This window comes from Candidatus Thiodiazotropha sp. AKIB8 (genome assembly GCF_058244675.1).
Map to the genome: position 1 here is coordinate 65,192 of NZ_JBSYOO010000049.1, position 25,079 is coordinate 90,270.

Here is a 25,079-nt window from a genome sequence, read left to right on the forward strand (position 1 = left end):
AGTACCATGCAGCAACTAACTGAACACCCAATCCAACGACAAATCATTGGTCTTGCGTTATCGATACTGATAATCGTTATCACCTTAGTGACTGTACATACAGGTTTAGAACTAAAAACAAGCAAATTAGAACAACAACGAGACAATCAGAAAGCAAGACAGGATATTGGTCTATCAATATACCAAAGACTTTTTTCAGCTAAGGCACATATCTTCAAGCTGAGTATGTTACGAAACAAGCTGGATCTGGAAATAGTAAGAAAACATTTTGATGCTAATCTGCTTACTATAAACAAAGGACTGGCAATATTACACAATGGAGGTGTTTTTAAAGATGAGATTGCAACCAACATACCTGGTAGCAACAATATGAATCTTGTAGCCATCTACAAAAAACCGGAGAGAGGCGGTTATGTTCTTGAAGTCCTTGAGCTTAGTCCTGCCCTACATGAATTAGATAAACAGGCACAACTTTTGTTTCAATTGATCGAGCAGAGAATAGCTCAAGAAGAAGCTCTATCTGTAAACCTACAAACTCGGATTGATAATCTGATGAAGACTATCAATACCGTTCTTCAGCGAACACACGAAAACGCTGCACGGATACTCTTTGAAAGTCAAAACAGACTCTTAACATTAACACAACAACTGCATGATGCTAAAAGCATTCATGATAGCTTGCGTATCCCAGTAGTACTTATTGCATTGAGTTTAGCTGCCTACCTGCTCCTCATCACTCTGACGAGAGTCGGTAAAGTTATAGAGAATCGCAAGCGTGCAGAAGACCAGCTGCAACTACTGCTTGATACCACTGTTGAGGGAATTTTCGGAATAGACAACAAAGGATTGACCACTTTTGTCAATCCTTCAGCTTCTCGCATGTTAGGGTATCTACCTCAAGAGTTAATCGGACAGAACAATCATAAGTTGATTCATCACACTCAACATGATGGAACACCACACGATCAATCTGAATGTAAAATTCTTAAGGTACTTAATGGTAATGCATCGAATACGATCGATGATGAGGTTTTCTGGCGCAAGGATGGTACATCGTTTCCTGTTGAATATTCCAGTATTCCAATTTATAGAGATGGCCATCCTATTGGTGCAGTTGTTAACTTCAGTGATATTAGTGAACGCAAACATGCTGAGAAACGTATTCGCACACTCCTGCAAGCTGTCGAACAAAGTCCTGTGTCGGTGGTAATGACTGATACTGCTGGCAACATTGAATATGTAAACAGCGCCTTTGAATCAGTAACCGGCTATAGTGCGGAGGAGGTCATAGGTCAGAATCCTAGAATATTAAAGTCGGACAGCAGCCCTGCTTCTCTGTTCAAAGAACTCTGGGAATCGATAATATCCGGTCATGCCTGGAAGGGTGAACTACAAAACCGCAAAAAGAGTGGCCAGTTATACTGGGAACGCGCCTACATAGCACCAGTGGTTGATGAGACCGGATTGACCAGCCACTATCTTGCTGTAAAAGAGGATATTACCCTGCAGAAGCAGCAAGAAGAAAAAATCATTCACCAGGCAAATTATGACAGTCTTACACAACTACCAAACCGTTTCCTTACTCTAGACAGACTTTCTCAAATTATCAAAGAGGCTCAACGTAACCAACTGCATGCTGCTGTACTGTTTCTTGATCTTGATGATTTTAAAAGAATTAATGATTCAATGAGTCATGAGATAGGCGATAAGCTACTTATCAATGCTGCTAAACGACTTCAGGAGTTAGTTCGCATCGACGATACCGTAAGTAGACTGGGTGGAGATGAGTTCATCATTTTATTGGGTAACTTACATAATGAGAGCGAGGTGTTTCCAGTAGCGGAAAAGCTACTCAATTGCTTCAGAAAACCATTTCTTCTGGATGGACGAGAATTGATTCTTACAGCAAGTATCGGCATTTCCATCTATCCAAACGATGGTGATCACCCTGCAGAACTTCTGCGCAATGCAGATATTGCCATGTATGAATCCAAAGATCAGGGACGCAACGCCTTCAACTTCTTTAATCACAATATGAATCTTGGTGTTTCAAGACGCCTGCAACTCGAAGAGCAACTACACGGGGCACTTGAACGAGGAGAATTCCAGCTCTATTACCAACCCATTCTCGATATCTCCAGCTGTGAAGTAGTTGCAGCTGAAACATTACTGCGCTGGAACAGCACTGTTTTAGGCAGCATAACGCCTGATGAATTTATCCCTATAACAGAACAGACTGGACAGATAGTCTCAATTGGCATGTATGTAATGCAGGAAGCGCTGAAGATGGCATCGCACTGGCAGAGACTTCTCAATAGACCATTTAAAATTGCCATCAATATATCACCGCGCCAGTTTAGAGATCCAAATTTGTTACATCAGATAAAAGATATCTTAACCACAACCAAGATACCCAGTGAATCCGTCGAACTGGAATTAACAGAAGGCGTACTGATGAGTGGTCATACTTACATCGATGACACCCTGGAAGGGTTAAATGAATTAGGCGTCACCCTAACCATGGATGATTTCGGTACCGGCTACTCATCCCTAAGTTATCTACGCAGCTATCCATTCGATACCTTAAAAATCGATCGCAGTTTCATCAACGACATAACAACGGACCCAGCTGACAGAGAACTGGTAAATGCCACGATCGCTATGGCCCATGGCCTGGGTTTATCCGTGGTCGCTGAAGGGGTAGAAACTAAAGCGCAATTGGATCATTTAAGAGAGCAAGGGTGCGAAATGGCTCAAGGTTTTCTTTTCAGCAAACCCATACCAGCAGACAAGATGACCAATTTACTTAAAAATAATCAGGAGAAAATCTACAACCCGGACAAACCTTATCTAGCTTAAAATAAACAACGATTAGAATATCTCACTCAAACATACCACCCACTACTGCAACTCTCTGCAATTGATAAATGGTGCGTTTATTGCAGTGTATATCCTCGAATAGCCCAGTGAACACTCACTCATATTTTCTGGTCAGGCAACCACAACAAAATTAAGTTGTCCCAATCACTCCTAAGCGTCTATATTAAAGCTACGAGCTATAATAATCTTATCACTGCATCAATAACTGACAGCTCTAATTGGCACAAAATAATATAGTGACGACTACGCTATCATCAGGTTGAGAAGGCTAGATGAATGCAAGTATACATCCTAAGCTATATCAACTCGCAAACCTGGGATACACGGAAATACCTCTTTTTGGCGAGGGGGAATCCTATCTCTTGTATTTAGTACTTACACTTCATTACCATACTGATTCAGTCAACTATCAAACCACCTCTACATACCTGCAACAGCTGTATCACAAGCTGGCTCGTGAACTTCTGCCACCCTATCCTGCAAAGCTTCAGAATAGAACTCTCTGTTATCAAGTGCCTACTCAGACAAGAACCTCACTGACTGATCATAGCACCATTACCACTCACTCTATGATCCTGATTAATTACATTATTGCAGCCATCTATTTCAATCAAGGAGAGGGGTCTTTGATAGAATGAAGGAGTATGGTAAACCGAAACTGATACTTCTATCGGGATACATCGAAGTCGACATACCTGCTCTGGTAAGTCAACTGCTCAAGCCATTGCTAGCACCCGATACAGATTTCGTTGAGTCTAAGTTTGACCTGTCCAATGTCGATACCCCCTACGCAGCTCTCACTCAGATAGTTCAAACTGTTATTCGTAAAATCTTAGGCAAAAGAAAGCAGGAACTTAATTCCTGGAGAGGTGCGATACTAAAAGCAGTTGGGCCGAATGGACACCTCATCAACGACCTTGCCCCAGATCTCGAGAGACTCATCGGAGAGCAGCCACCACTTCAGGAGCTAAAACCTCGGGATACTCTCAAACGCTTTACATCAACAATACATAGTTTCCTCAAGGTTACTTTCACTCCTGACCATCCGTTTGTACTGTTACTGGTGGATTTACAATGGATCGACACCCCTACCCTAGATCTACTCGAGCATCTGCTTACCGACCCAGATATCAACCACATCCTCATTATCGGTACCATTAGTGAGAATGAGGTCACTCCCAGCCACCCGCTGATGAAATCATTAGATTCAATGCGAAATAGTGGCACTACAATTCAGACCATAGTGAACTCTCCATCGGGAGAAGATCACAGGTTTGAATTAAATAAAGAGTCCCCACGCAGAGAAGAGAAGCCATTGCAACAGTTTGATGCAGCAAAACTTGTGAAAACGATACAAAAAGTTTCACAACAATTAGAGCTTCCAAAACTGATGCAAGCACTAACGACTTATGCGTTGGAAACTTCGACTGCAGACAGGGGCCTTTTGATTGTTTCGCATGATAAAATCAATACTGTAGAAGTGGAGGCTAGTGCAGACGGAAACAACATTAACGTTAAAGCAGTCCAGGCACCGATCGATAGTAATAGCTGTTCTGAAACCATTGTCACGTACGCCATACAGGCCAGACAACAGGTCATTCTCAACGATACATCTCTCCCTGGCGTGTTCAGTAATGATCTCTATTTGCAACAAAAGAGCAAGCGATCTCTGCTTTGTCTCCCCCTCCTCAGCCCAAACAATCCAGCAGGTGTGTTGTACCTGGAAAACACCCAGTCTATTGGCGCTTTCACCCCGGATAGAGTTGCACTGCTGGAGCTACTGGCAGCACAGGCAGCAATCTCATTGGAAAATGCCTCTTTATACAACGACCTCAAGGAGAGCGAAGCTAGATATCGTCAAATCATCGATACCGCAAATGAAGGCGTATGGATTCAGGATGATAACTATGTCACTACATATGCCAATGAACATATGGCACAAATGTTGGGTTATACCGCAGACGATTTGATTGGACAGAAAGCCACCGATTTCATGTTTGAAGAGGACAAAATCGAACACGCTCTTAAAATGAGCGAACGACGAAATAATAAATCTGATGTATATGAACGACGCTTGATTCACAAAGATGGAAGGTCGGTATGGATGCTGATTTCCGCTACACCTATCTTCAAAGATGGCCAGTTCAATGGTTCAGTTGCGATGCTGACTGACATAACCGAACGTATCGAAGTTGAACAGCATCTGGCTACGAGTGAGCAACTCTTCCGTACCCTGATTGAAAACTCTCCTGATCAAATCTCACGATACGATTTGAATCTACGTCGCCTGTATATCAATCCAGCACTTCAAAAGCTGTTTAAGGTACCGCTCGATCAAGCGCTCAACAAGACCTCCATGGTCTCTTCACCACTGCTCGACCCAGAAGCCTATATGGCCGTTATCCATAAAGTCATCGAAACCGAACAGGAGTGTTCCGATGAGATCGCCTATCACAACCAGCAAGGCGAGATCGAATGGGCAAACGCACGCTTTGTACCCGAGTTTGATCTAAACGGCAAAGTCGCAACTGTACTGGTCATATCCAATGTCATCACAGAAAAAAAACATGCCGAGCAGCAACGACAAGAACACCTTAACTTTCTCCAGAGCCTGGACCGGGTCAACCGGGTACTGCAAACAGAGGGAGATTTCGATCAAGTTATGAACATGGCCCTGGATGAGATTCTCGATATCTTCGAATGTGATCGCGTCCACCTGGTTTATCCCTGTAACCCGGACGCACCAAGTTGGTTTGTGCCGATTGAACGCACCAGGCCCGACTATCCAGCAACCTACCAGCTCGGCCAGAAACAGCCCATGAGTGAGCATGTTGCAAGCACCATGGCTCAACTACTTGACTCGAATCAACCAATCAAACTAGGAGCAGATTCACAATACCCGATAACGGATATCATGCGGAAGAGACTCCATATTCGCTCTATCATGACCATGGCCCTCTACCCCATAATTGACCAGCCTTGGCAATTAGTAGTGCAACAATGTTCTCATGATCGGAATTGGAACGATCAAGAGCTACGTTTGTTTGAAGAGATAGGCCACCGTCTTTCAGATGCCCTGAACTCTCGACTATCAATCCGTAACTTACGTGAGAGCGAAGAACGCTTTCGCCTGGTCTATGAAAACTCACCGGTACCGATATGGGAAGAGGACTTTTCTGCCGTCAAATCACGCCTTGATGAGCTGAAAGAGATCTGCGGTGACGACCTGGAAAGCTACCTTATTGAGCATCCTCAAGTCATTGCTGAGTGTGCAGCAATGGTACATATTATCAATATCAATAGTGCTGTCATTGAACTCCATGAGGCCAATAGCAAAGAGGAACTATTAGAAGGCCTGCCGAAGACCTTCCTTGCCGAATCCTATAACGCTTTCCGTAGCGAGCTCATCGCCCTTGCAAATGGCCAGACAGAACTGGTTTTTGACAGCGCAGTACAGACCCTGACAGGGAGACGCATTGATATCAGCCTCTCATTTTCGGTCTGTCCGGGTTATGAAAAGAGCCTGACCAAAGTATTTATCTCAACAATTGACATCACTCAGCGCAAGCAGAGCGAGGATCACATGAGGCTGGCCGCCAGTGTTTTCTCAACCAGTCAGGAGGGAATCCTGATCAGTGATGCCAATAACCGCATTATCGATGTCAATCCTGCCTTCAGTCATCTAACAGGTTACAGCCGAGATGAAGCTTTGGGCAAAAACCCCAAATTTCTCAGTGCAAATCAAAATGACCCAGCACTCTATGAAGAGATGTGGCAATCGATCAACAGCAATGGCGAGTGGCAGGGTGAACTCTACAACAAACGTAAATCCGGTGAAATCTTTCCAGAGCAGCTTTCCATCGTCGCGGTGCGTGATAAACATGGAGAACTACAGCACTATGTGGGCGCTTTTTCAGATATCAGCATGATCAAACAACACGAGGCAGATCTCGACCGCATTGCACACTATGACATGCTTACCTCTGTCGCCAACCGGCGCCTGCTCGGGGATCGCCTGGAACAGGCTATTGCCCATGCCAAACGACACACAAAAAATCTTGCCGTCTGCTATCTCGACCTCGACGGCTTCAAACCGATCAACGACCAGTTCGGTCACGAGGCTGGAGATCGTATGCTTATTGAAATCGCACGTCGACTGGAGACGATATCACGTGCCGAGGATACCGTCGCCCGCTTGGGCGGAGATGAATTCGTGCTGTTGTGGAACAATATAGGCAGTCAATCCAATTGCGCTATGGCTCTGAACCGCGTACTGATGAAAGTATCCAGTCCAATGCAGTTAGAGAATCAACCTGTATCAGTCACAGCCAGTATCGGTGTAACCCTCTACCCGGATGATAATGTGGATGCGGATAGCCTGCTACGCCATGCGGACCATGCTATGTATACAGCAAAACAGCTAGGCAAGAACCGCTACCAGATCTTTGACGCACGTCTGGAACGGCACATATCTGCACGGATTGAATTGATGGAAAAAATAGACCACGGATTGGACTGCGGCCAGTTTGAGCTCTATTACCAACCCAAAGTGGACTATACAACCTGTCAGGTGGTCGGTGTTGAAGCACTTCTACGTTGGAACGATCCGGTGCTCGGCTTGGTAGGTCCCAAGGAGTTTCTCTCGCTGATCGAAAACGATGTTCTGGCGTTCCGCATGGGATGCTGGGTGATGAAACAGGCAGTTCGTCAAGCAAAAATCTGGCACGAGCGGGGGATTACCCTGCCGATCAGCATCAATGTCTTCCCTTGTCACCTCAAGCACCACTCCTTTGTCGATGATCTGCGCAGTGCTATTGCATCGAACTGGCCGCAGATGCCGAGAAGTCAACTGATGATAGAGATTGTAGAAACTGACGACTTAGAGGAGCTTGAACCTATCGAACAGGTTATCAGAGAGTGCGTGGCGATGGGAATCAGCTTCTCCCTGGACGACTTTGGCACTGGTTACTCTTCACTTGTCTACCTGCGTCGATTAAGTATCCAAGAGCTGAAGATCGACCAATCTTTTGTGCGCGACATGCTTGAAGACCCTGATGATGAGGCAATCGTCGTCGGTGTAATCAGCCTAGGCCGGGCTTTTGGGCTACGAGTAGTCGCTGAAGGTGTTGAAACCTTAGAGCAGGCCCAGTACCTGACAAATCTCGACTGCCCCATCGTCCAGGGTAATGGGCTGGGAAAACCCATGCCTGCACACACATTAGAGCAATGGTATACAGCATTCACTAAGGAGTTGACAGAATGCCACAAATAGCGGGATTGCAGGCAATTGAGTGGAAGGAGGCGATTACCACTGGCATCGATGTCATCGACAATGAACACCACTACCTTCTAGAAATCCTGCAAGAGATAAATGAAAAACTGTTGGTAGATGACAGCGACCTGTTATTGGAGCAAGCGATCAAAAATCTACTCTGTTACGCTCTAATGCATTTTGAAACCGAAGAAGCGCTGATGCAGCGCTATAGCTATGCGGCAGCCTATCCCGATGAAGCACAGGATCATATTATCCAGCACCGGAAATTTTCTCATCGGATTGTCACTGTGCACGATCAACTGCGAGAGGGACAAAAGATTTCACGTATTGAGATAGTGGGCTTTCTTAATAACTGGCTGCAGGATCACGTCTTCGACAGAGACAAATCGTTATGCATTTTTTTGGTACAAAAAATGGGTAAATGATTATCAAACAACAGTCAATATCGATTGGCAAACAAAGATATTCATAACCAAACACAAAATCGTATAGCAAAAACCACCACTGACGGATGCCCTATGGTGATTTTTCGAATTTGAGCTTGTGAATTAAATATTAAATATTAGAATATCGATAGGTAACCCTATTAATATATATCATCTATTCTACTCAGGTGCGCATACCGATTAAGCGGCTTGTGCCGTCGTGCGCTATCGCATCAATTCCTCTGTTGCTTCATTGCCCAGTGTCTATCGTGGTAGCTGCAGAATTGCATCACAACCAGCGTCGTTCTTTTTTCATTACTTTCCAAAAAAGCTGTACTCTGTGGCAAGTATTGATGCAATAAGCCGTTGCAGCTTTAATTTAATAGGCTCTGTCATGAATGATATGGCCGCGCAAAGAAAAACGTAGCGCCCACATCTCCTTTTGTGTTTTCTGGCATGCTTATTGCATATTTTATGATGGCGTCTCATACCGCCTTTTATGGTTGAAAGTTCTATTGCTGCTTCGGTCACCGCATCTGCGCTTTTTACCGGAGTAAAACGGTTAGCCTACTTGTAACCACCAACAACTTGCATGATTCAAGTTATATATATTTAATTTTTATATATTTCAACAACATGTGATAGTTTTTTTATTTTGTCAATGCAAGACCCAATCAGGCTAAACCAGCAGATGTTTTTTACTCCAAACAAAGTCCCAGAAAGAAGTAATCACAACCAGACTGGCAAGCCAGACCATTTGCAGGCTGAGCCAACAGATACAAGGAATCAGTTATTTGCCTAACAGAAAAACAAGCTAGAACAAAGAGTATTTAATATAATTTATTACTGTTTATTTTCAGCAGGGAGAGAGTAGATTAGATAGCCTGATTACACGTCATATACCAAAAAACAGATGCATGAATTAGAAGTACCCGTGTCTTAAATACTAATAGAAGCAGGGACATATGTATAATTTTGATGCCAAGTACTTAATCAACGCTTTAGCTATTCTCGTGTAATCTTTTTATATATTATTTCATAGTTGATATAAAAATTACTCATTCTGGCGAAGAAAGCATAGCCTCGGCCAGATGAGATAATTCTTTATATATGAAGAATAATTTACATCACTGATTTATGTGATTGAGTTCTCACTCCTAAGATAGTTTTCCTAATCTTCCTCTAAATGTTCAATTTAGCCCAAATTTACAATTGTAAATTACAAACCATTAAAGTTAGTATTCGGGTTAATGACATAGTTCAATTTAAAGATTGTATTTTTTAGGATATGAAGTGAAAAACTAGACGCTAAATATTCAGGTATGTTCATAGCGACTGCTGATACCTTCTGAATAATATATCTATCATGGGTAGTTGCAGGTGATAAAGCGATTCTAGACCATTACTGTGTAGTAAATCTCAACAACACAGTAAATATTAGGATGCAATTTCAAGTAACAGCAGTATCCGTTAAGACTCAAAAGTATCTGTCAGGATCGGAATATACTGAGCATCTTTTGAGCAGACAATACAGACCACCTGAATCAAGTTGTTATTTGATTAGGTATTTACAAAGGATTGAACAACCAAGAAGGATCTTACTGGAAGTCACTGGACTGGATGACAATTGGATAGATGACGCTTTCAAGAAAGATTTTTCATTGGTGCCTTGTTTCACTTACTGTATTTGTTTATACAACCATATGCCAAGCAACTGAAATCAATGTTGCCTTGGAACAGCACGACAGCTATTTAAGACCCGCGAGGTCTTTTTCAGCTGTTCTGGTTGAATACAACAAGCACAACGAACAAACCAAGCACAAAACCAAGCTAACACTTAGCGAATATGGTATGCGATCTGAAGCCCTGAATGCTGAAGATAGTGTACAGCATATGGTTTTCATACAAGATTACGACTCATCACGTAGGTGGCTGGTAAACACAACTAGAGCTTGTTATAGCGAACTACCTGAAGATAAGGGTACCGATGAAAAAGCCAGTAGTGATAAACACTCCACTTCAACGCCAAGTATTTTATCTATTAGGCCCTGCAATAACAGTAAGGCAGAAAAATTATCTGCAAGAGAAATAAATAATACTGAATTAAGCGTTTGGAAGTGCACAGATCAACAAGGTCTTACTTACATTCAACATTTCAGTACATTGCTAGGCCTTGTTGTTCGTCAAGAAAGTCAAGAAGGGCAAATAGGTGAGCTAGTAAATATTTCCCTGAACAGCCCAGAGCCTCAATACTTCAAGCCATCGGATAAGTGGCGAGAAGTTACTTTGGAAGAATTCATCACTGGAAGAGCTGTGTTGCCTAGCTATGAAGATTAGCCTGTCAATATAGTTTAGAGGGTGAGAATACTAAGGATCAGAGATGATCTAATTACATTATAACGTTTTTAAGAAGAGCCATATCAGTGCATAAGCACAAGATGGGAAAAGTAATCTGTACACTAAGGAGCTATATAAATGTTAGTTAAATCTGGAAAGCAAGTATCTCGTCGTTCTCATTTTGGTCAAGGTATGACTGAGTACATCATCATTGTAGCTGTTATTGCTGTCGCAGCTATTGGAGCCTTCGGCTATTTCGGTCAGATTGTTGAAAATCAAATCTCAGGTTTAGGATCTGAGCTTGGCGGAGGTAGTGGTGCGGATGCTCGTGCTAACTCAACAACACTCGGTGAAACCGCGAAAACACAAGCTGCAGGTTCTGCAAACAGCATGGGTAACTATGATGCTAATGATGCTACAAACTAAAGAGTAGCTTTTACAACAGGTTATTTACCTGTTTGTGCTTATGATAAGGAGGCCTGACTTTACCAATGGATAAGAGGTAAAGTCAGGCCACAAAATGGAAAGTAATTATGCCCAGATTGACACGTAGAAAACAAAAAGGACAGGCACTCCCATTGGGAATTGCGTTACTTGTATCATCTGTCCTCTTTACGATTGTCTTATACAACACAGGACAAACTGCATCTGAAAAATCTCGTCTAACGAATACAGCAGATGCAGCAACATACAGTGGGTTAATCTGGCAAGCTCGCGCATTAAATTTCCAAGCCTATACAAATCGCGCAATGGTCGCGAATCATGTATCTATTGGGCAGATGGTAAGTTTAACTTCCTGGACAAAGTACGCATATATTCTTGCAAGAAATATTGATTATATAGGTCGCTGGTTTCCAATTGTTGCCGGTATTACAGGTGCTGCTAAAGAGTTCACTGAAGGTTTAGATGATGTAATGGTAACAATTGCAGAAGTTTTTATTCCTGTAGTTGATAATGTTAATGCCGTATTGACTCAATCACAAAGAGCAGTCTACCTGGCAAGCTTTGCTGCAACACCTGGCATCGTCAGTGAAGTTGTACAGAAGAATGACAATCGCTACAACGCAACCTCAGCTTATGCATTAGTAGGCATGGGTGAAAATGCAGTTGATTGGAATAACTTTTCGAATAGATATGATGACGACGAAAGTCTGTTAAGAAAAGCAGATGTTGTTAATCGCTCTAAAGACGAATTCACACGCAATCGAAATTTTAGTGGAGGCCGAATCAATCTGGGAGTCGTGAAAGTCTGGTTAAAAAAAGAAGGTGAATCAAGGCTTGTTTCTGAAGATTCCTCTACTTCCACAAACAATTGGCTAAACAATAACGATAGCAGTGAAAGCAATCTTGAATGGGAGTGGAAAGGTAAGGATTCATACTCATTCCATATTAAAGTATTACATTGGGATGGATGGGATCACGATGAAGTTCCGCTAGGCTGGGGTTCGAAATATGTCAATGGAGACTTCGAATGTGACGAAACTGCCAATCAAAGCAGATGGTGGTGGTTCGGCTCAGGTTGTACAAGATATTTGAATGAAAACAGAAGAGGTGAAATGCTTGCTGATACGGAAAACGAAGAACTTGATGTGGATTACGAGGGTATACGTGCATATTATGACCTCTCTGATTTAAGTCAAGAAAACAAAGATCCACGCCTCGCATTACGCATTCAAGTTGAGCTTCCAGAAAATGAAGTCAGAACTGCATCAAAAATTGATGGTATAGGTTCATCCTCTACGCCAAATAGCACATCAGGAAATGGACTCGGTCAAGGTGTGTTTGGAACCGAAGACAGAATGGCTAGCGGTGGTATGGCAGCAATATCAAGTGGTGAGTTATTTTTTCATCCACCAGATGACTATTTGCCGTCAAATAGAAGAGGTCGATATGAGATAGCCAGTCTTTTTAGTCCATATTGGGAAGTTCGTTTGACTAAAACCCCTGTACAACGCCGTTTCATGGCATGGGCTTTACGTGATACAGCACTGCTCACTCAGGGCGCATCAGGCATTGTTGATGGTGTAGACAGGTTTATCAGTGATAAAACAGAAGAATTAGAGCGACTATATCAGTTAGTTGCAGAACTGGAAGATCAGATAGATAACACAACTGATAACGCACTTCGCACCCAATTAGAGAACAGACTGAATTCAACTAACTCAGAAATCGCTCAACTTGAATCTATTAACGTAGATACATCTCAAGTAGCAACTGGTCTAAATCAAGGCATGGCTCAAGGTATGACTAGCATATCTAACACGAATATTAGTAGCTACCAACAAATGCTAAATAATTCTGCTGGTCAACAAAGTCAATCGATAGCTGATGATTTTCAAAATCAAATCGTTGATCAAGTAACTGATCAAATGCAAGAGTCTTTAGAAAATGCTATGGAAAATGCAGTTGAAAACGCTCTATCTTCAATGCTATGAGCAAATTAAAGTAATATTAATTTAATCAGATAGCGATTATTTAAAAGCAAATCATTTTGATGTTTCAAAGGGATTAGTTATGAATCATTCACATACTAGTAATATATTCAAACAAAATGGTAATGCTAGCGTTGAAACCATTCTATTCGCAACCGTAATGGTTCCGTTACTCGGCGGTCTACCTTTACTGGGTAAAATATCGGACATAAACAATACTACGACACAAACAAGTCGTTATCTGGCATGGGAACAGACCATAGCTGGCCCTATATACAAAACACCAGATCAATTACAGACAGAAATTAATAATCGCTTTTTTGCCAAGCCTGACTTACTTATTAAAACGAATAGAGAAGCTTTGACTGGTGATGAGTATCAGAATCCAATGTGGACTAGTTATGGTTATGACGAGAACAATGATGTTAATCGTATGGTTGGACCAGGTAGTGTAACACGCCCTCAGATTACAAATCAAAGTCCGGACAGTATTGCTGGAACTCTTTCTTCCGGTATAAAAACCATTGGAAGAACCATGTCTTCATTTAGTGGAGGCGATTGGGATATTGAAGGTAAAGGCCTATACACAGCTTCCGTATCCGTAGATATCGCTAGTAATAAATATTTAAATTCTGGTGTTGATTGTAACAATCAAGAAAGTGAAAACATATCGTCATGTATTATCAAGTCTAACACTATTTTTGTTGACAGTTGGAATGCTAGAAATGCATCTCAAGCAGCAGATAGAGCACGGACATTTGTACCTGCAGGATCACTTGAAGAAGTAGGTAATGCAATAGCTTATGTGGGTTATATCCCATTTTTCCAAGATATTAGGGGATTACGTTCTGATAGTAATGGAGGATTTGGCTATGTAAACGCTAATGTCTTGCCAATGGATCGATACAGTGAAGATTAGTTAGATGATATATTCACTTAATATTTCTAAATATTTTTCTATTCCAATAGTCTGCATAAGTCTTGTATCTACATGTACTGCATTTGATATCTCAGATGTAGCTGAACCTCCTAATGCTAAAGTTATATATGTTGGTGATGTGATCCAAAACGGGCTGCCGCTTCAAATGAAACAATTTTCCGTTGAACAACCAATTTCCGAAGTATTTAACTTTTACAAACAACGTTGGTCTGACATAGGCGTTCGCCAGGATAACGTTCCTGATTTCATAGAAAAGATTGTGGGTGAATGGCGTATTTTAAGCAAAATTGAAGGCCACTCTAGCGTTGTTGTTCAGGCTAGAATTAGAAAGACTGGTGTAACAGAAGGCTTTATTTCTGTAAGTGATATGTCTGAAAAAAAAGAGGTTAATGAAATCACAACCTCATTTCCCCGACTAACTGATAGTGAGATATTGTCGAGTACAGAATCACAAGATAGTGGCCGAATAGCAACTACTCTTATGATAACAAATAAATATTCTATCGATGAGAATAACAACTACTATCGTTCAAACATGAGTGAAAAGGGTTGGTACTACACAAATGGAGAAATACGTAACAATGTCGCCATGCTTCATTTCACTAAAGAAAATCAGCAATGTGAAATTGCTATTTCTGAAAGAAATGGAAAAACATTAATTTTTGCTAATGTTGTACAATTAAATGAAGACAGTTAACAAATACTTTTTCTCTAAAAATCAGTCTGGACATGTAACAGTTGAGTGGGTTTTGGTTACATTAATCCTAATCCTTATACTATTTGCTCCAATATCTAATGATAATCAATCTGTGATGAGTATGTTAATGGAATCAATTAGAGATTTTGACCGTAACAGGTCTTTGCTTTATTCCTTGCCATAATTGATATATCAAACTACTGAGTAATTTAATGAACACCAATGTAAGTAAAGTTGGCACGCAACAAAAGCGTGTTGGTAGTAAGTTCATCAACAAAAATATTGTCATGTTGATATTATCACTGATAGTAGGTGTTTTCGGTGTCTATCTAGCGAAAGGTTTTATTGAAAACAAAGTAAATTACTACAAAAGCCAACTAGAGAAGACTGAAGAAATGGTATCTGTTGTTGTACCAAATAGAAATATACCCAGGGGTACAATAGTATCAATAAGTGACTTCTCTATACGTGAAATACCAAAAAAATATGCGCACCATAATGTTGTTACAGAATCAACCTTTAACACAGCTGCTGGTCAAAGAGTTAGTTTTGATGTAACCAAAGGTAAATCATTGTTATGGGCACACCTTGAAGGTGGATTAATGCCTACATTTTCTGGAAAACTTGAAGAAGGTAAGCGTGCCCTTGCGTTTACTGTAGACAAAATCAATTCTATTTCTGGTTTTTTGCAACCTAAGGACAAGATTGATTTACTTCTAGAATATAACAACGAGGTATTACCAATTATTCAAAATCTCCTTGTTCTTGCAACTGGCGTAAGAACTCATATAGATAAAACTGGAAGATTATCTGAAGATGCATTCCGTACGATTACTGTCGAGGTAACTCCTGAAATTGCTGAAAAAATTACTTTAGCAAAAAGCGTCGGCAAAATAACGGCAATTTTAAAATCACCACAGGACGAACAATCTTTCAAAGATACGCCTATGACTATCGCTCAATTACTTAACAAACCAAAACCAAAAGTAAGAATACGAAAGCGTCAGATAGTAAAAAAAGAAGGCATTGAGTTTATAATCGGCGGATCAAGAAATTAAACGATCCTGTATAGAAGGTAATACCAAGTGTTAAAAAGAATTTATGCATTCAATATTGCAATGCTGTTAATACTATTTTCAAATGTTGTCATAGCTGAAAATATTGATATGTTTGTCGGTGAAATTAAGATCATTGGTAGAGTCAACGTTGATAGAGTAGCTCTTGGACGTGGTGATATATTAAAAGTCGAAATACTAAAAACAAAAGAACTTTTAATTATCGCGGAAAGCGCTGGTAGTACATTTTTAAGATTATGGAATAAGGATGGTAGTTATTTTGAATACAATATAAGAGTAACTAAAGACGATCCTGAGAAAAGAGTGCGCATGGACAGTATGATTCGAATTAAGGTAAAAATGGTTGAATTCAGAAAGAGCGCTCTATCAAAGTTAGGTATTGATTGGTCACAAGCATTTGGTGGACCAACCTTTTCAACTGTCGGTGACTTTGTCACAAACTCATTATACAGACCCGCACAAGCAACAATTGATGGAGCAACATTACCATTAGCTGTTAAACCCTTTTCGTCCTATTTTGGTATTGCATCTACACTGACCTCAACAATCAACTTACTCGCTTCAGATGGCGATGCAGTAGTTTTGTCTGAACCTGTTTTAACATGTGTCAATGGTGGTTCAGCTAAGTTTATATCCGGAGGCGAATACCCGATACCTGTTACAGGAACTAATGGTAGTACCAGTGTTGAATTCAAACAATACGGTATAAAAATGGATATATCACCAAAAGCAAACACAAAAGATCAAATATATACAACAATTAAGGCCGAAGTAAGTGAGATTGATAAATCAACTACAGTACTCGGTGTTCCTGGAATATTAAAAAATGAAACTGAAACTATAGTTAATGTCCAATCAGGTCAAACTATTGTAATTTCAGGCTTACTAAAAGCAAAACAAGGAAGAGGAACCAGTAAAGTTCCTGGGTTGGGAGATATACCTTTAGTTGGTGGATTATTTGGCACAGATGATTTACAGAATGAAATGTCTGAAATGGTCGTATTTTTAACACCTGAAATAGTTGATGTAGAAGATACATATGATGCTCAAGCAAAACGAATGGCTACTATCAGAGAACGTTCAGTTAAAGAGATTACAGAACATCTCGAATTTAGTATTTTGGATTGATTGATGTTTGATATTATATACCAACAGGGAAGAAAACGAAGAGCACGTCATTCAATTAAAGGTGATCGTTGTGTTATTGGTAGTGCACGTCATAGTGATCTTGTGTTGAAACATCGTCACATTACCAAGAAGCATGCAGCAATTTATTCAGAAAACAACCAAGTACATATAGAAGACCTGGGAAGTATGACAGGCACATGGGTTAACCGTGAGCGCATAATCAATTATGGACCACTCAGTGAACATGACGAAATAACAATAGGTGATGTAAGTATAAAAGTAGAGATACAGCAGTTACGTGAGTCAAATATACAGAGTGTAACTTCATCTACGATTAAAACACCTGACTCACAAAAAGAAATCGATATCATATCTGATATAGATATTAGAGAGCACACCCAAAAGAATGAAGCAATTATTTATTGGACTAAGAACATACATGATCAATTAATTTCTGAAATGGATTTAAGACGTAAAGATGTGCACAGCATGTCTGATGGTCAATTAAGAATAGAAGCTGAAGCACTACTTGATCAAATTCTAAACAGAATAAAAAGTGATCTTCCGTCTGACATTAATATCTCTAAATTACGTGTAGATGTACTCAATGAGGCTGTAGGTTTAGGTCCATTAGAAACATTTCTAGATGATGACACTATCACAGAAATAATGGTTAACAATCATCAAGAAATTTTTGTCGAACGATCTGGAAAATTAGTAAATAGTGGTGAATCTTTTAGTGGTGACCAAGCTGTTCTCTCCGTAATAGAGAGAATTATTACCCCTCTTGGTCGAAGAATTGACGAAAGTAGTCCGATGGTTGACGCTCGCCTCAAAGATGGTTCACGAGTTAATGCAATAATTCCACCACTTGCCATAAAAGGGCCGAGCCTGACAATCAGGAAATTCGCAAAAGAACGACTAACATTTGATGATATTGTTAATTACGGATCTGTTAGTCAAGATATGGTTGACTTTTTAAAAGTATGTGTCGAACAGAGAAAGAATATAATCGTTTCAGGTGGCACAGGTTCAGGTAAAACTACCTTATTAAATGTACTTTCTAACTTTATCCCAAAAAATGAACGCATTATAACTGTTGAAGACGCCGCAGAATTAAAACTTAACCAACCTAACTTGGTCTCTTTAGAGGCAAGGCCTGCTAATTTAGAAGGACGCGGTTCTATTACTATACGTGAATTAGTTAAGAACACTTTACGAATGAGGCCTGATAGAATTGTAGTCGGTGAGTGTCGTGGAGGTGAAGCTCTAGATATGCTTCAAGCTATGAATACAGGCCATGATGGCTCACTAACTACAGCTCACGCTAATACACCAAGAGATGCTCTCTCACGACTTGAGGTTATGGTTTTAATGGCAGGTATGGATTTACCTGTTACAGCAATCCGAGAACAAGTTGCATCAGCAGTACACATTATCGTTCAGCAAACCCGCTACTCATGTGGTTCTAGAAAAATATCAAAAATCACTGAAGTTACTGGTATTGAAGGTAGCACAATACAATTACAGGATATTTTTGAATATAAACAACACGGAGTTGACGAAAACGGAAAAATAAGAGGTGAATTTCAATCAACCGGTTTTATCCCTTCATTCTATGAAGAATTGAAAACTATAGGAATAGAAGTAGATCTTTCTATTTTTGGCAATAGTCTGGATGAATTCAGCTGATGGATATTTATCTGATACTCGCTATTGTATTTGTAAGTGTAAGCCTCGCTATCTGGCAGTTTATGTCTTTTAGTATGCGTGGTTTTGAACGTTATCAATCTACCTTTACAGAAAGGACTGAGAGTAAATTAGAAAATTTATTCTTATTTGTAGATACCAAAAAAGTTTTTTTATTCAATATACTTCTTCTACTTGCACTGCCAGTTGTCACTTATCTTCTTACAGATTCTATTTTCTACTTATTTATTGCAATTGCAAGTCTACTATTTTTACCAAAATTTCTACTATATCGCCTTGAATCAAAGAGAAAAAACCAGTTTATACAATCTTTACCTGATGCTTTAACACAAATTGCAAGTGGTATGAGTGCAGGACAGACTTTCTCATCCGCCTTGGAAACGATGGTACAAGAAACAAGAGGCCCAATCAGTCAAGAATTTTCTCTGGTAATACGTGAACAAAGGTTAGGCATGTCATTAGCAGAAGCTATGGAGAATTTAGGCGAGAGAGTACAAGCTGAAGAGCTTGATCTGGTTGTCACTGCCACGCAAATTTCTAATGAAGTTGGTGGTAATTTATCTGAAATATTCAAGCGACTGTCATCTGCTTTAAGACGAAAACTAGAAATGGAAGGTAAAATTAAAGCACTAACTTCGCAAGGTATTCTTCAAGGTTGGGTTGTCGGTATGTTACCTGTTTTAATCATAATAGCACTCTATTTTGTTGATCGAGATAATATCGCACCAATTTTTTCTAATCTCCTTGGCTGGATATTTTTAGGTATTATCTTTATCAATGAGATTATTGGCGGACTGATGATAAGAAAAATTGTCAGTATTGATATTTAAACTACCAAATTAGAAAGCAGCAACATAATGGATCTACTCTTAATTAGCATCATTTTTGGTATTCTCCTAGCGACTCTATTCTGGAATGTCTATAGGTTTTTTGCTGCTGTACCAGATGAAGATCGTTCATACCTCGATCGCCCCCCAGTGGGCTTTAGGTTAACTTGGCCTGTTATAAATGCTTTTGTACACTATTTTGGTCATTTCATCACACAAAACTATCGTATTGTTACATTGCTTAGACTAAGAAAGGCAGGACTTGAGTATATGTTAAGTCCCGACCAGTTCTTTGGTGGAAAAATAGTAGCTGCAATTACTGGCATTATGTTTGTCTACCTCATACTTTTCATGTTAGATACTAATAGCTGGACTTTTTTATTTCTTGGGTTAATTGGCGGCTTTTATTATCCTGAATTATGGTTACGTGAGGCAACAATGCTGCGTAACAAAAGAGTCTTTAGAGACCTCCCCTTCTATCTTGATATTATTATCCTCTCTGTTGAAGCAGGTACAAATTTTACTGGAGGACTCCAGCAAGCAATCACTAAAGCAGCAGATGGACCACTGAGACAGGAATTCAGTCGCGTAATCAGAGATATTCGGTCTGGTAAACCTCGTGCAGAAGCTTTACGTGACATGTCAGATAGAATCGATAATGAGAGTATACGAAGTGTTGTTAGCAGCATCATACAAGCAGAGAAAACAGGTTCAAGTCTAGGCCCAGTTCTTAAAGCACAAGCTGATCAACTAAGAACTGCAAGATTTCAAAAAGCTGAAAAGATGGCGATGGAGGCACCAGTAAAATTACTTGGTCCACTGGTAATGTTTATTTTTCCTAACACGTTTTTAATAATTATTTTCGTAATCATCAGCAGCGCCATTCAAAAAGGCGTACTAACCTGGCCTGTTTTTAAGCCTCTTGTATGGGCATTTAATTGGCCTGGATAATTTTTAATTCACATTGGAGAAGTCGCCTTTCAATGAATATAAAACAACTCATGACCATTTTTGTTATCACAGTAGCAATATCAGCTTGTAATAGCAGTAATGATCAAATTCCACCAAATAGTCAGATTACTGTTTCACCCTCTTCATATACATGGACGGTTACAGAATATCTCGATGATATTGGTCAGTGTATTTACTTTACAGACGTCTATCAGGACACAGTTGTGCAAATCTCTGTTCTCGACAGTAATGAACGTCCAATAGGTGAAGTTGATATATCAATGTATTTGTCACCATCAAATAGCACATCACCAGTTGAATTTGATAATGAATATGTCTTTTACCTTTATGATGATTTTAACGGCAATGGCGTTGTAGATCATCCTCAGGAACTTGTAAGCAGTACTGGTGATTCGATTTTATATGATACACAAACTGAAAAGTATCACGGCACTAAATCGATGATTATTCGTACAAATACATCTTGTGGTGGATATAGGGCGACACTTAACGTATATGCTGGTACTGCTTATGGCTCGATGGAAATCAGCACAGAAGCGTCTGATGAAAATGAATAGTTAAAGTTTTAACATATCTAGAAAAATCTAAATAGAACATGAAAATAGTAAACATACAATTAAATCAACCAACTTCAAATAAGGAAAGTAGTCCATATTTCAAAGTTAAGTTGGCAAAAAGCTTCATTGCACGCCTAAGAGGATTATTAGCCAGTAAACGTTTAGGTAGCATGGAAGGCCTTTTACTATTCAACTGTTCTTCAATTCATACTTTTGGTATGCACTATCCTCTCGATATTGTTTTTTTAGATAGGAGCGGCAAAGTATTAAAATGTAAGGAGTGCGTTAAACCATTCCGCACTGCTTCATCACGAAACGCATACTACACACTCGAGTTGAATAACGGCACTATTAAATCACAGGGTATTGCAGTAAATGATCATTTTAATTGGCAAGGTATGAGTTTTTAATCATGTATAAGAATGCATTAATCATAATTATTATAACTATGTCTTTGGGTGCATGTAGCACTACTGCCAAAACAAAATCCATTACACTTTTAGAAATGGCAGACAAGGCATATGAACAAGGTAGATGGGCTGAAGCCGAACAACATTATCTAGCCATAACAAAAGCAGTCCCTACAGATTTTTATGCCTGGTTTAGACTAGGTAATACACGCTTACAACAAGGCAACTTAGAGTCTGCGATTCATGCTTATCAGTTATCGATACAACGAGACCAAAACCAAGCAAAGACTCATCATAATCTCGCTGAATCATATTTAATATTAGCTTATTTATCATTACAGCGCGCTTACGACCTTTCTGCTGACAATAGCTATGATCGAAAGGTTATTGTGCAAAAGCGGAAAAAACTCCATCCAATTATTTATAAACGGATAAAGGATCTGCCATCACCGGCACAGCGATTTATACGTTATTAGTAATAAAAAAAGGCACGACAAGGAAATATAGGAGAATTCAATGATTAATGTATGGAGCTTAACGAAGCGGTTTAGTCGTGTCAAAAGGATCCGGCAACATGGCGCAGCCATGACAGAATTACTGGTTTCTTTACCTGCCCTACTCCTATTAGGTTTAGGCGGATTGCAAACCGCACTTATCTATGATGCAAAAACAACCATCAACTATGCTACATTTGAAGCTGCTCGCGCAGGGGCTGTAGGACATGCACAAAGTAGTGCTATCAAATCAGAACTTGGCCTCAGACTTGCCCCTCTCTATGGTGGTGATGGCACCCCTAGAAAAGCTATTGCAGCAATTACCCGCTCAAGTCTTGAGGTTCAAGATCCTAGATTCACAAAAATTGAGATTATAAACCCTACCGTAGAAGCGTTTGACGATTATGGTAGAGATATCGTAGACCCACGTACAAACCAAACGCATTTTGGTATACCAAATAGCCACTTACGTTGGCGTGACCAATCAGTAAATTCAAATAGCGGTGTTAATGTTCAAGACGCTAACCTATTGAAGATAAAAACCACTTTTGGATATGAGCTAAAGGTGCCACTGATGGACCGCGTAATTCCTGCGATTATGCGTCAATTCGATCCAGATAATAGTCAATTTTATAATTCACGCCGCATTCCTATTACCTCTGTTGCAACTGTACGTATGCAATCCGATGCGTGGAGAGATAACAACAATATTCATTCAACCGAAGAACCAGGTGGTGGCACTCCTGCAACAGGTAATACTGGTGAAGGTTCATCTACTGACAGCAATGATACAGGATCTGACAATTCAGATAGTAATAATGAGAACAGTTCTGGAACGGACAATACTGGAGACACAAATTCAGGAGATGCTGGTAATAACTTCAACGACGATCAGAATACAAATAGCGACAATCCAATGGATTCTGTCGAATGTGAATCCAATAGCCCTGAAGATGATAATCAGGGAGCTAGTGATGAAGATCAAGGCTTTTGGGGTGACCTATGGGATGGTGTAAAAGATGGATTGGTAGAAGGTTATGAGTTCGTCAAAGGTTTCTGGGCTGGAATAAAAGACCAAATTGGAGATCTCGTAAACATTGTACTACATCCTATCGACACAGCTGCTGGTTTGATTGAGCTTGGTAAGGCTTTCTACAATGATCCAGTAGGCACTGCTCAAATGATTGGTGAAGCCCTTGGCGAGGACTGGAGCAAACTTGTAAATTGTGGCGCTTACGATAGAGGTAGGATCATTGGCAACTATGTAAGTCCTGCATTTATGATGAAGCTAGCTACAAAACTTAGTAGGTTTGGTGATCTAGCACAAGCTTTAAGACGTGTTAAAGAAGATATGCCATGCGCCAGCTTTTCATCTGGCACTCAAATACAGACATCACTTGGTCTTAAACCAATCGAAAGTGTATTAAAGGGTAATCTAGTTGCTTCACGGGATGAATACTCATACCTTGATACTGACCAATCCGTGACAAATACCTTTAGTAGGTTCGTTGATCATTATCATCTACTTGTAACTGACCAAGAAACAATAAAAATAACTGATACCCACCCACTATGGGTACAGGGAGTTGGTTGGGTAGAAACTAAAGATATTGAACGAGGGAGTGTAATTGCTACTGGCACTAGTGATGCAAGGGTGCTCAGCAACACAAGGATTAATAGCACTCTAAAAGTACATAATTTTAGCGTAGCTAATACTGAAAGTTATTTCGTTGGAAATAGTTTAATCTGGGCACATAATGCAACAATTAGGTGCATTTCTGGAAATTTAAATCATTCATCTACAAGATTAAGAAATCAAATGAATGATATGGGTATTAATATTCCTGATGGCTACTCAGCTCATCACGCAATATCAGGTTCAGTTGCCCAGCAATCTGATGCTCTTCAATATGCCGCAAAAAATTTAGGATATGACATTGATAACCCTCTAAATGGTATAGCATTACCACGGACACAAGCAGCAATCGATGATATGTTAGCGAACGGACCACCGTACCTACCTGTTCACACTGGTGGCCACACTGATGAGTATTATAGCTATGTCAAAGCAAAACTTGATGATCTAGACGCTGAATGGGCCAGTGGTGAAATGACTGAACAGGAATTATTCGATAGGGTTTATTCAATCCAATCTGAAATCACAGATGATTTAACAAACTGTCGTATATATTGTCAGGCGGCAGATCCTAACAGAGGCTAACTGATCTATGTACTACCAGCTTCATGTAAATCCAGTCAGTTGTGGGGATTTCTGTAATGCCTTTTCTGTTCACCGAACTGATTATGATGTCGACAACTATAGAGCCATATCACAATTACTTGTAAAGGATCAACCTCTAACAGATTCAGCTGTTGAATATATCAAACAATTCTTTTCTATATATTGTGATCCTAAGTGCCAGTCACTACCTATGGCAGATTACTACGAAATAGGTACTGCCAAAATAATCTCAGAAAAATTAAAAAATATGCTGCTGGCTATAGGAGTTAATTGTCAATACGTACCAATAACAACGCTGGATGATTCCAACAATAATTATGGGACATTCTATTTAGCGCATTTTCGCCCTATTTTAGATTGCTTTGATTATGATAAATCACAATATACATTGGTTGAACGTAAATCAGGAAAAAGACCAACAAGCCTTAAACTTCTCGAAATCAATAACTCTATAATAAAAAAAGATTCATCACTTTTCCGAATCAAATACTTTGAAAATAGAATTATTGTAAATGATAGTATATATGATTTGATCAATGATTCTGATATCCGTGGCATTCTTTTTCTTCCATTACCAGTTCATGAATTTGATTCAGCTAAATTAATACGTCAATTAGAAATTGATTGCTCAAAGAAGGATAAGTAGAAAATATGAATACCTATTTAATCGGAAATCT

Annotated in this window: 18 protein-coding genes; all 18 read left to right on the forward strand. The window is 39.9% G+C overall.

Translation table 11 applies throughout. The annotated features are described in order from the left end of the window. Positions 1-6: 6 nt before the first annotated feature. The 18 genes from AC4IFB_RS17110 (at position 7) to AC4IFB_RS17195 (ending at position 25,048) form a co-directional block, all read left to right on the forward strand. Positions 7-2,859, forward strand: coding sequence for a putative bifunctional diguanylate cyclase/phosphodiesterase (locus AC4IFB_RS17110; protein ID WP_490780801.1), 2,853 nt, complete (start codon positions 7-9; stop codon positions 2,857-2,859). Positions 2,860-3,514: 655 nt separating this feature from the next. Continuing rightward, positions 3,515-8,152, forward strand: a complete 4,638-nt coding sequence (locus AC4IFB_RS17115; RefSeq protein WP_490780802.1) for a PAS domain S-box protein — start codon at positions 3,515-3,517, stop codon at positions 8,150-8,152. Further along, positions 8,140-8,580 carry a bacteriohemerythrin gene (locus AC4IFB_RS17120; protein WP_490777860.1) on the forward strand — a complete coding sequence of 147 codons (441 nt, stop codon included), beginning with the start codon at positions 8,140-8,142 and terminating at the stop codon, positions 8,578-8,580. The genes AC4IFB_RS17115 and AC4IFB_RS17120 overlap by 13 nt, the downstream gene beginning before the upstream one ends. 1,635 nt (positions 8,581-10,215) lie before the next feature. Continuing rightward, entirely contained in the window at positions 10,216-10,917 is a 702-nt protein-coding gene (locus AC4IFB_RS17125) for a hypothetical protein (protein WP_490780803.1), read from the forward strand. Positions 10,918-11,055: 138 nt separating this feature from the next. Next, positions 11,056-11,343, forward strand: a complete 288-nt coding sequence (locus AC4IFB_RS17130; protein WP_490777858.1) for a pilus assembly protein — start codon at positions 11,056-11,058, stop codon at positions 11,341-11,343. Positions 11,344-11,450: 107 nt separating this feature from the next. Beyond that, on the forward strand, positions 11,451-13,352 hold the full coding sequence (locus tag AC4IFB_RS17135) for a pilus assembly protein TadG-related protein (RefSeq protein WP_490780804.1): 1,902 nt from the start codon (positions 11,451-11,453) through the stop codon (positions 13,350-13,352). A 79-nt stretch (positions 13,353-13,431) separates the two neighbouring features. Then, positions 13,432-14,268: a hypothetical protein gene (locus AC4IFB_RS17140; RefSeq protein ID WP_490780805.1), complete on the forward strand. Its 837-nt coding sequence runs from the start codon at positions 13,432-13,434 to the stop codon at positions 14,266-14,268. Positions 14,269-14,272: 4 nt separating this feature from the next. Next, the gene (locus AC4IFB_RS17145; protein ID WP_490780806.1) at positions 14,273-14,986 is read left to right on the forward strand and encodes a hypothetical protein; all 714 of its coding nucleotides are present in this window, start codon (positions 14,273-14,275) and stop codon (positions 14,984-14,986) included. A gap of 212 nt (positions 14,987-15,198) precedes the next feature. Beyond that, positions 15,199-16,044, forward strand: coding sequence for a Flp pilus assembly protein CpaB (gene cpaB / locus AC4IFB_RS17150; protein ID WP_490780807.1), 846 nt, complete (start codon positions 15,199-15,201; stop codon positions 16,042-16,044). 27 nt (positions 16,045-16,071) lie between these two features. Further along, positions 16,072-17,190: a type II and III secretion system protein family protein gene (locus AC4IFB_RS17155; RefSeq protein ID WP_490780808.1), complete on the forward strand. Its 1,119-nt coding sequence runs from the start codon at positions 16,072-16,074 to the stop codon at positions 17,188-17,190. Positions 17,191-17,193: 3 nt separating this feature from the next. Further along, on the forward strand, positions 17,194-18,882 hold the full coding sequence (locus AC4IFB_RS17160) for a TadA family conjugal transfer-associated ATPase (RefSeq protein WP_490780809.1): 1,689 nt from the start codon (positions 17,194-17,196) through the stop codon (positions 18,880-18,882). Then, positions 18,882-19,730 carry a type II secretion system F family protein gene (locus AC4IFB_RS17165; protein ID WP_490780810.1) on the forward strand — a complete coding sequence of 283 codons (849 nt, stop codon included), beginning with the start codon at positions 18,882-18,884 and terminating at the stop codon, positions 19,728-19,730. Before AC4IFB_RS17160 ends, AC4IFB_RS17165 begins: the two co-directional genes overlap by 1 nt. Positions 19,731-19,757: 27 nt before the next feature. Then, positions 19,758-20,678 (forward strand): type II secretion system F family protein, encoded by a 921-nt coding sequence (locus tag AC4IFB_RS17170; RefSeq protein WP_490780811.1) that lies wholly within the window; start codon positions 19,758-19,760, stop codon positions 20,676-20,678. Positions 20,679-20,710: 32 nt separating this feature from the next. Further along, the gene (locus AC4IFB_RS17175; RefSeq protein ID WP_490777849.1) at positions 20,711-21,256 is read left to right on the forward strand and encodes a hypothetical protein; all 546 of its coding nucleotides are present in this window, start codon (positions 20,711-20,713) and stop codon (positions 21,254-21,256) included. 38 nt (positions 21,257-21,294) lie between these two features. Next, positions 21,295-21,666: a DUF192 domain-containing protein gene (locus AC4IFB_RS17180; RefSeq protein ID WP_490777848.1), complete on the forward strand. Its 372-nt coding sequence runs from the start codon at positions 21,295-21,297 to the stop codon at positions 21,664-21,666. 2 nt (positions 21,667-21,668) lie between these two features. Next, on the forward strand, positions 21,669-22,142 hold the full coding sequence (locus AC4IFB_RS17185; protein ID WP_490777847.1) for a tetratricopeptide repeat protein: 474 nt from the start codon (positions 21,669-21,671) through the stop codon (positions 22,140-22,142). Between the two features lie 40 nt (positions 22,143-22,182). Further along, a complete protein-coding gene (locus AC4IFB_RS17190; protein WP_490780812.1) occupies positions 22,183-24,381 on the forward strand; it encodes an AHH domain-containing protein in 2,199 nt (732 codons plus the stop codon). Positions 24,382-24,388: 7 nt separating this feature from the next. Then, the gene (locus AC4IFB_RS17195; RefSeq protein WP_490780813.1) at positions 24,389-25,048 is read left to right on the forward strand and encodes an imm11 family protein; all 660 of its coding nucleotides are present in this window, start codon (positions 24,389-24,391) and stop codon (positions 25,046-25,048) included. The last annotated feature ends 31 nt before the right edge of the window (positions 25,049-25,079 follow it).

Excerpts from the sequence above, each read along its gene's own strand:
- AC4IFB_RS17110 (WP_490780801.1), top strand. The coding sequence starts at position 7 with ATGCAGCAACTAACTGAACACCCAATCCAACGACAAATCATTGGTCTT.
- AC4IFB_RS17115 (WP_490780802.1), top strand. The coding sequence starts at position 3,515 with ATGAAGGAGTATGGTAAACCGAAACTGATACTTCTATCGGGATACATC.
- AC4IFB_RS17120 (WP_490777860.1), top strand. The coding sequence starts at position 8,140 with ATGCCACAAATAGCGGGATTGCAGGCAATTGAGTGGAAGGAGGCGATT.
- AC4IFB_RS17125 (WP_490780803.1), top strand. The coding sequence starts at position 10,216 with ATGACGCTTTCAAGAAAGATTTTTCATTGGTGCCTTGTTTCACTTACT.
- AC4IFB_RS17130 (WP_490777858.1), top strand. The coding sequence starts at position 11,056 with ATGTTAGTTAAATCTGGAAAGCAAGTATCTCGTCGTTCTCATTTTGGT.
- AC4IFB_RS17135 (WP_490780804.1), top strand. The coding sequence starts at position 11,451 with ATGCCCAGATTGACACGTAGAAAACAAAAAGGACAGGCACTCCCATTG.
- AC4IFB_RS17140 (WP_490780805.1), top strand. The coding sequence starts at position 13,432 with ATGAATCATTCACATACTAGTAATATATTCAAACAAAATGGTAATGCT.
- AC4IFB_RS17145 (WP_490780806.1), top strand. The coding sequence starts at position 14,273 with ATGATATATTCACTTAATATTTCTAAATATTTTTCTATTCCAATAGTC.
- cpaB (WP_490780807.1), top strand. The coding sequence starts at position 15,199 with ATGAACACCAATGTAAGTAAAGTTGGCACGCAACAAAAGCGTGTTGGT.
- AC4IFB_RS17160 (WP_490780809.1), top strand. The coding sequence starts at position 17,194 with ATGTTTGATATTATATACCAACAGGGAAGAAAACGAAGAGCACGTCAT.
- AC4IFB_RS17165 (WP_490780810.1), top strand. The coding sequence starts at position 18,882 with ATGGATATTTATCTGATACTCGCTATTGTATTTGTAAGTGTAAGCCTC.
- AC4IFB_RS17170 (WP_490780811.1), top strand. The coding sequence starts at position 19,758 with ATGGATCTACTCTTAATTAGCATCATTTTTGGTATTCTCCTAGCGACT.
- AC4IFB_RS17175 (WP_490777849.1), top strand. The coding sequence starts at position 20,711 with ATGAATATAAAACAACTCATGACCATTTTTGTTATCACAGTAGCAATA.
- AC4IFB_RS17180 (WP_490777848.1), top strand. The coding sequence starts at position 21,295 with ATGAAAATAGTAAACATACAATTAAATCAACCAACTTCAAATAAGGAA.
- AC4IFB_RS17185 (WP_490777847.1), top strand. The coding sequence starts at position 21,669 with ATGTATAAGAATGCATTAATCATAATTATTATAACTATGTCTTTGGGT.
- AC4IFB_RS17190 (WP_490780812.1), top strand. The coding sequence starts at position 22,183 with ATGATTAATGTATGGAGCTTAACGAAGCGGTTTAGTCGTGTCAAAAGG.
- AC4IFB_RS17195 (WP_490780813.1), top strand. The coding sequence starts at position 24,389 with ATGTACTACCAGCTTCATGTAAATCCAGTCAGTTGTGGGGATTTCTGT.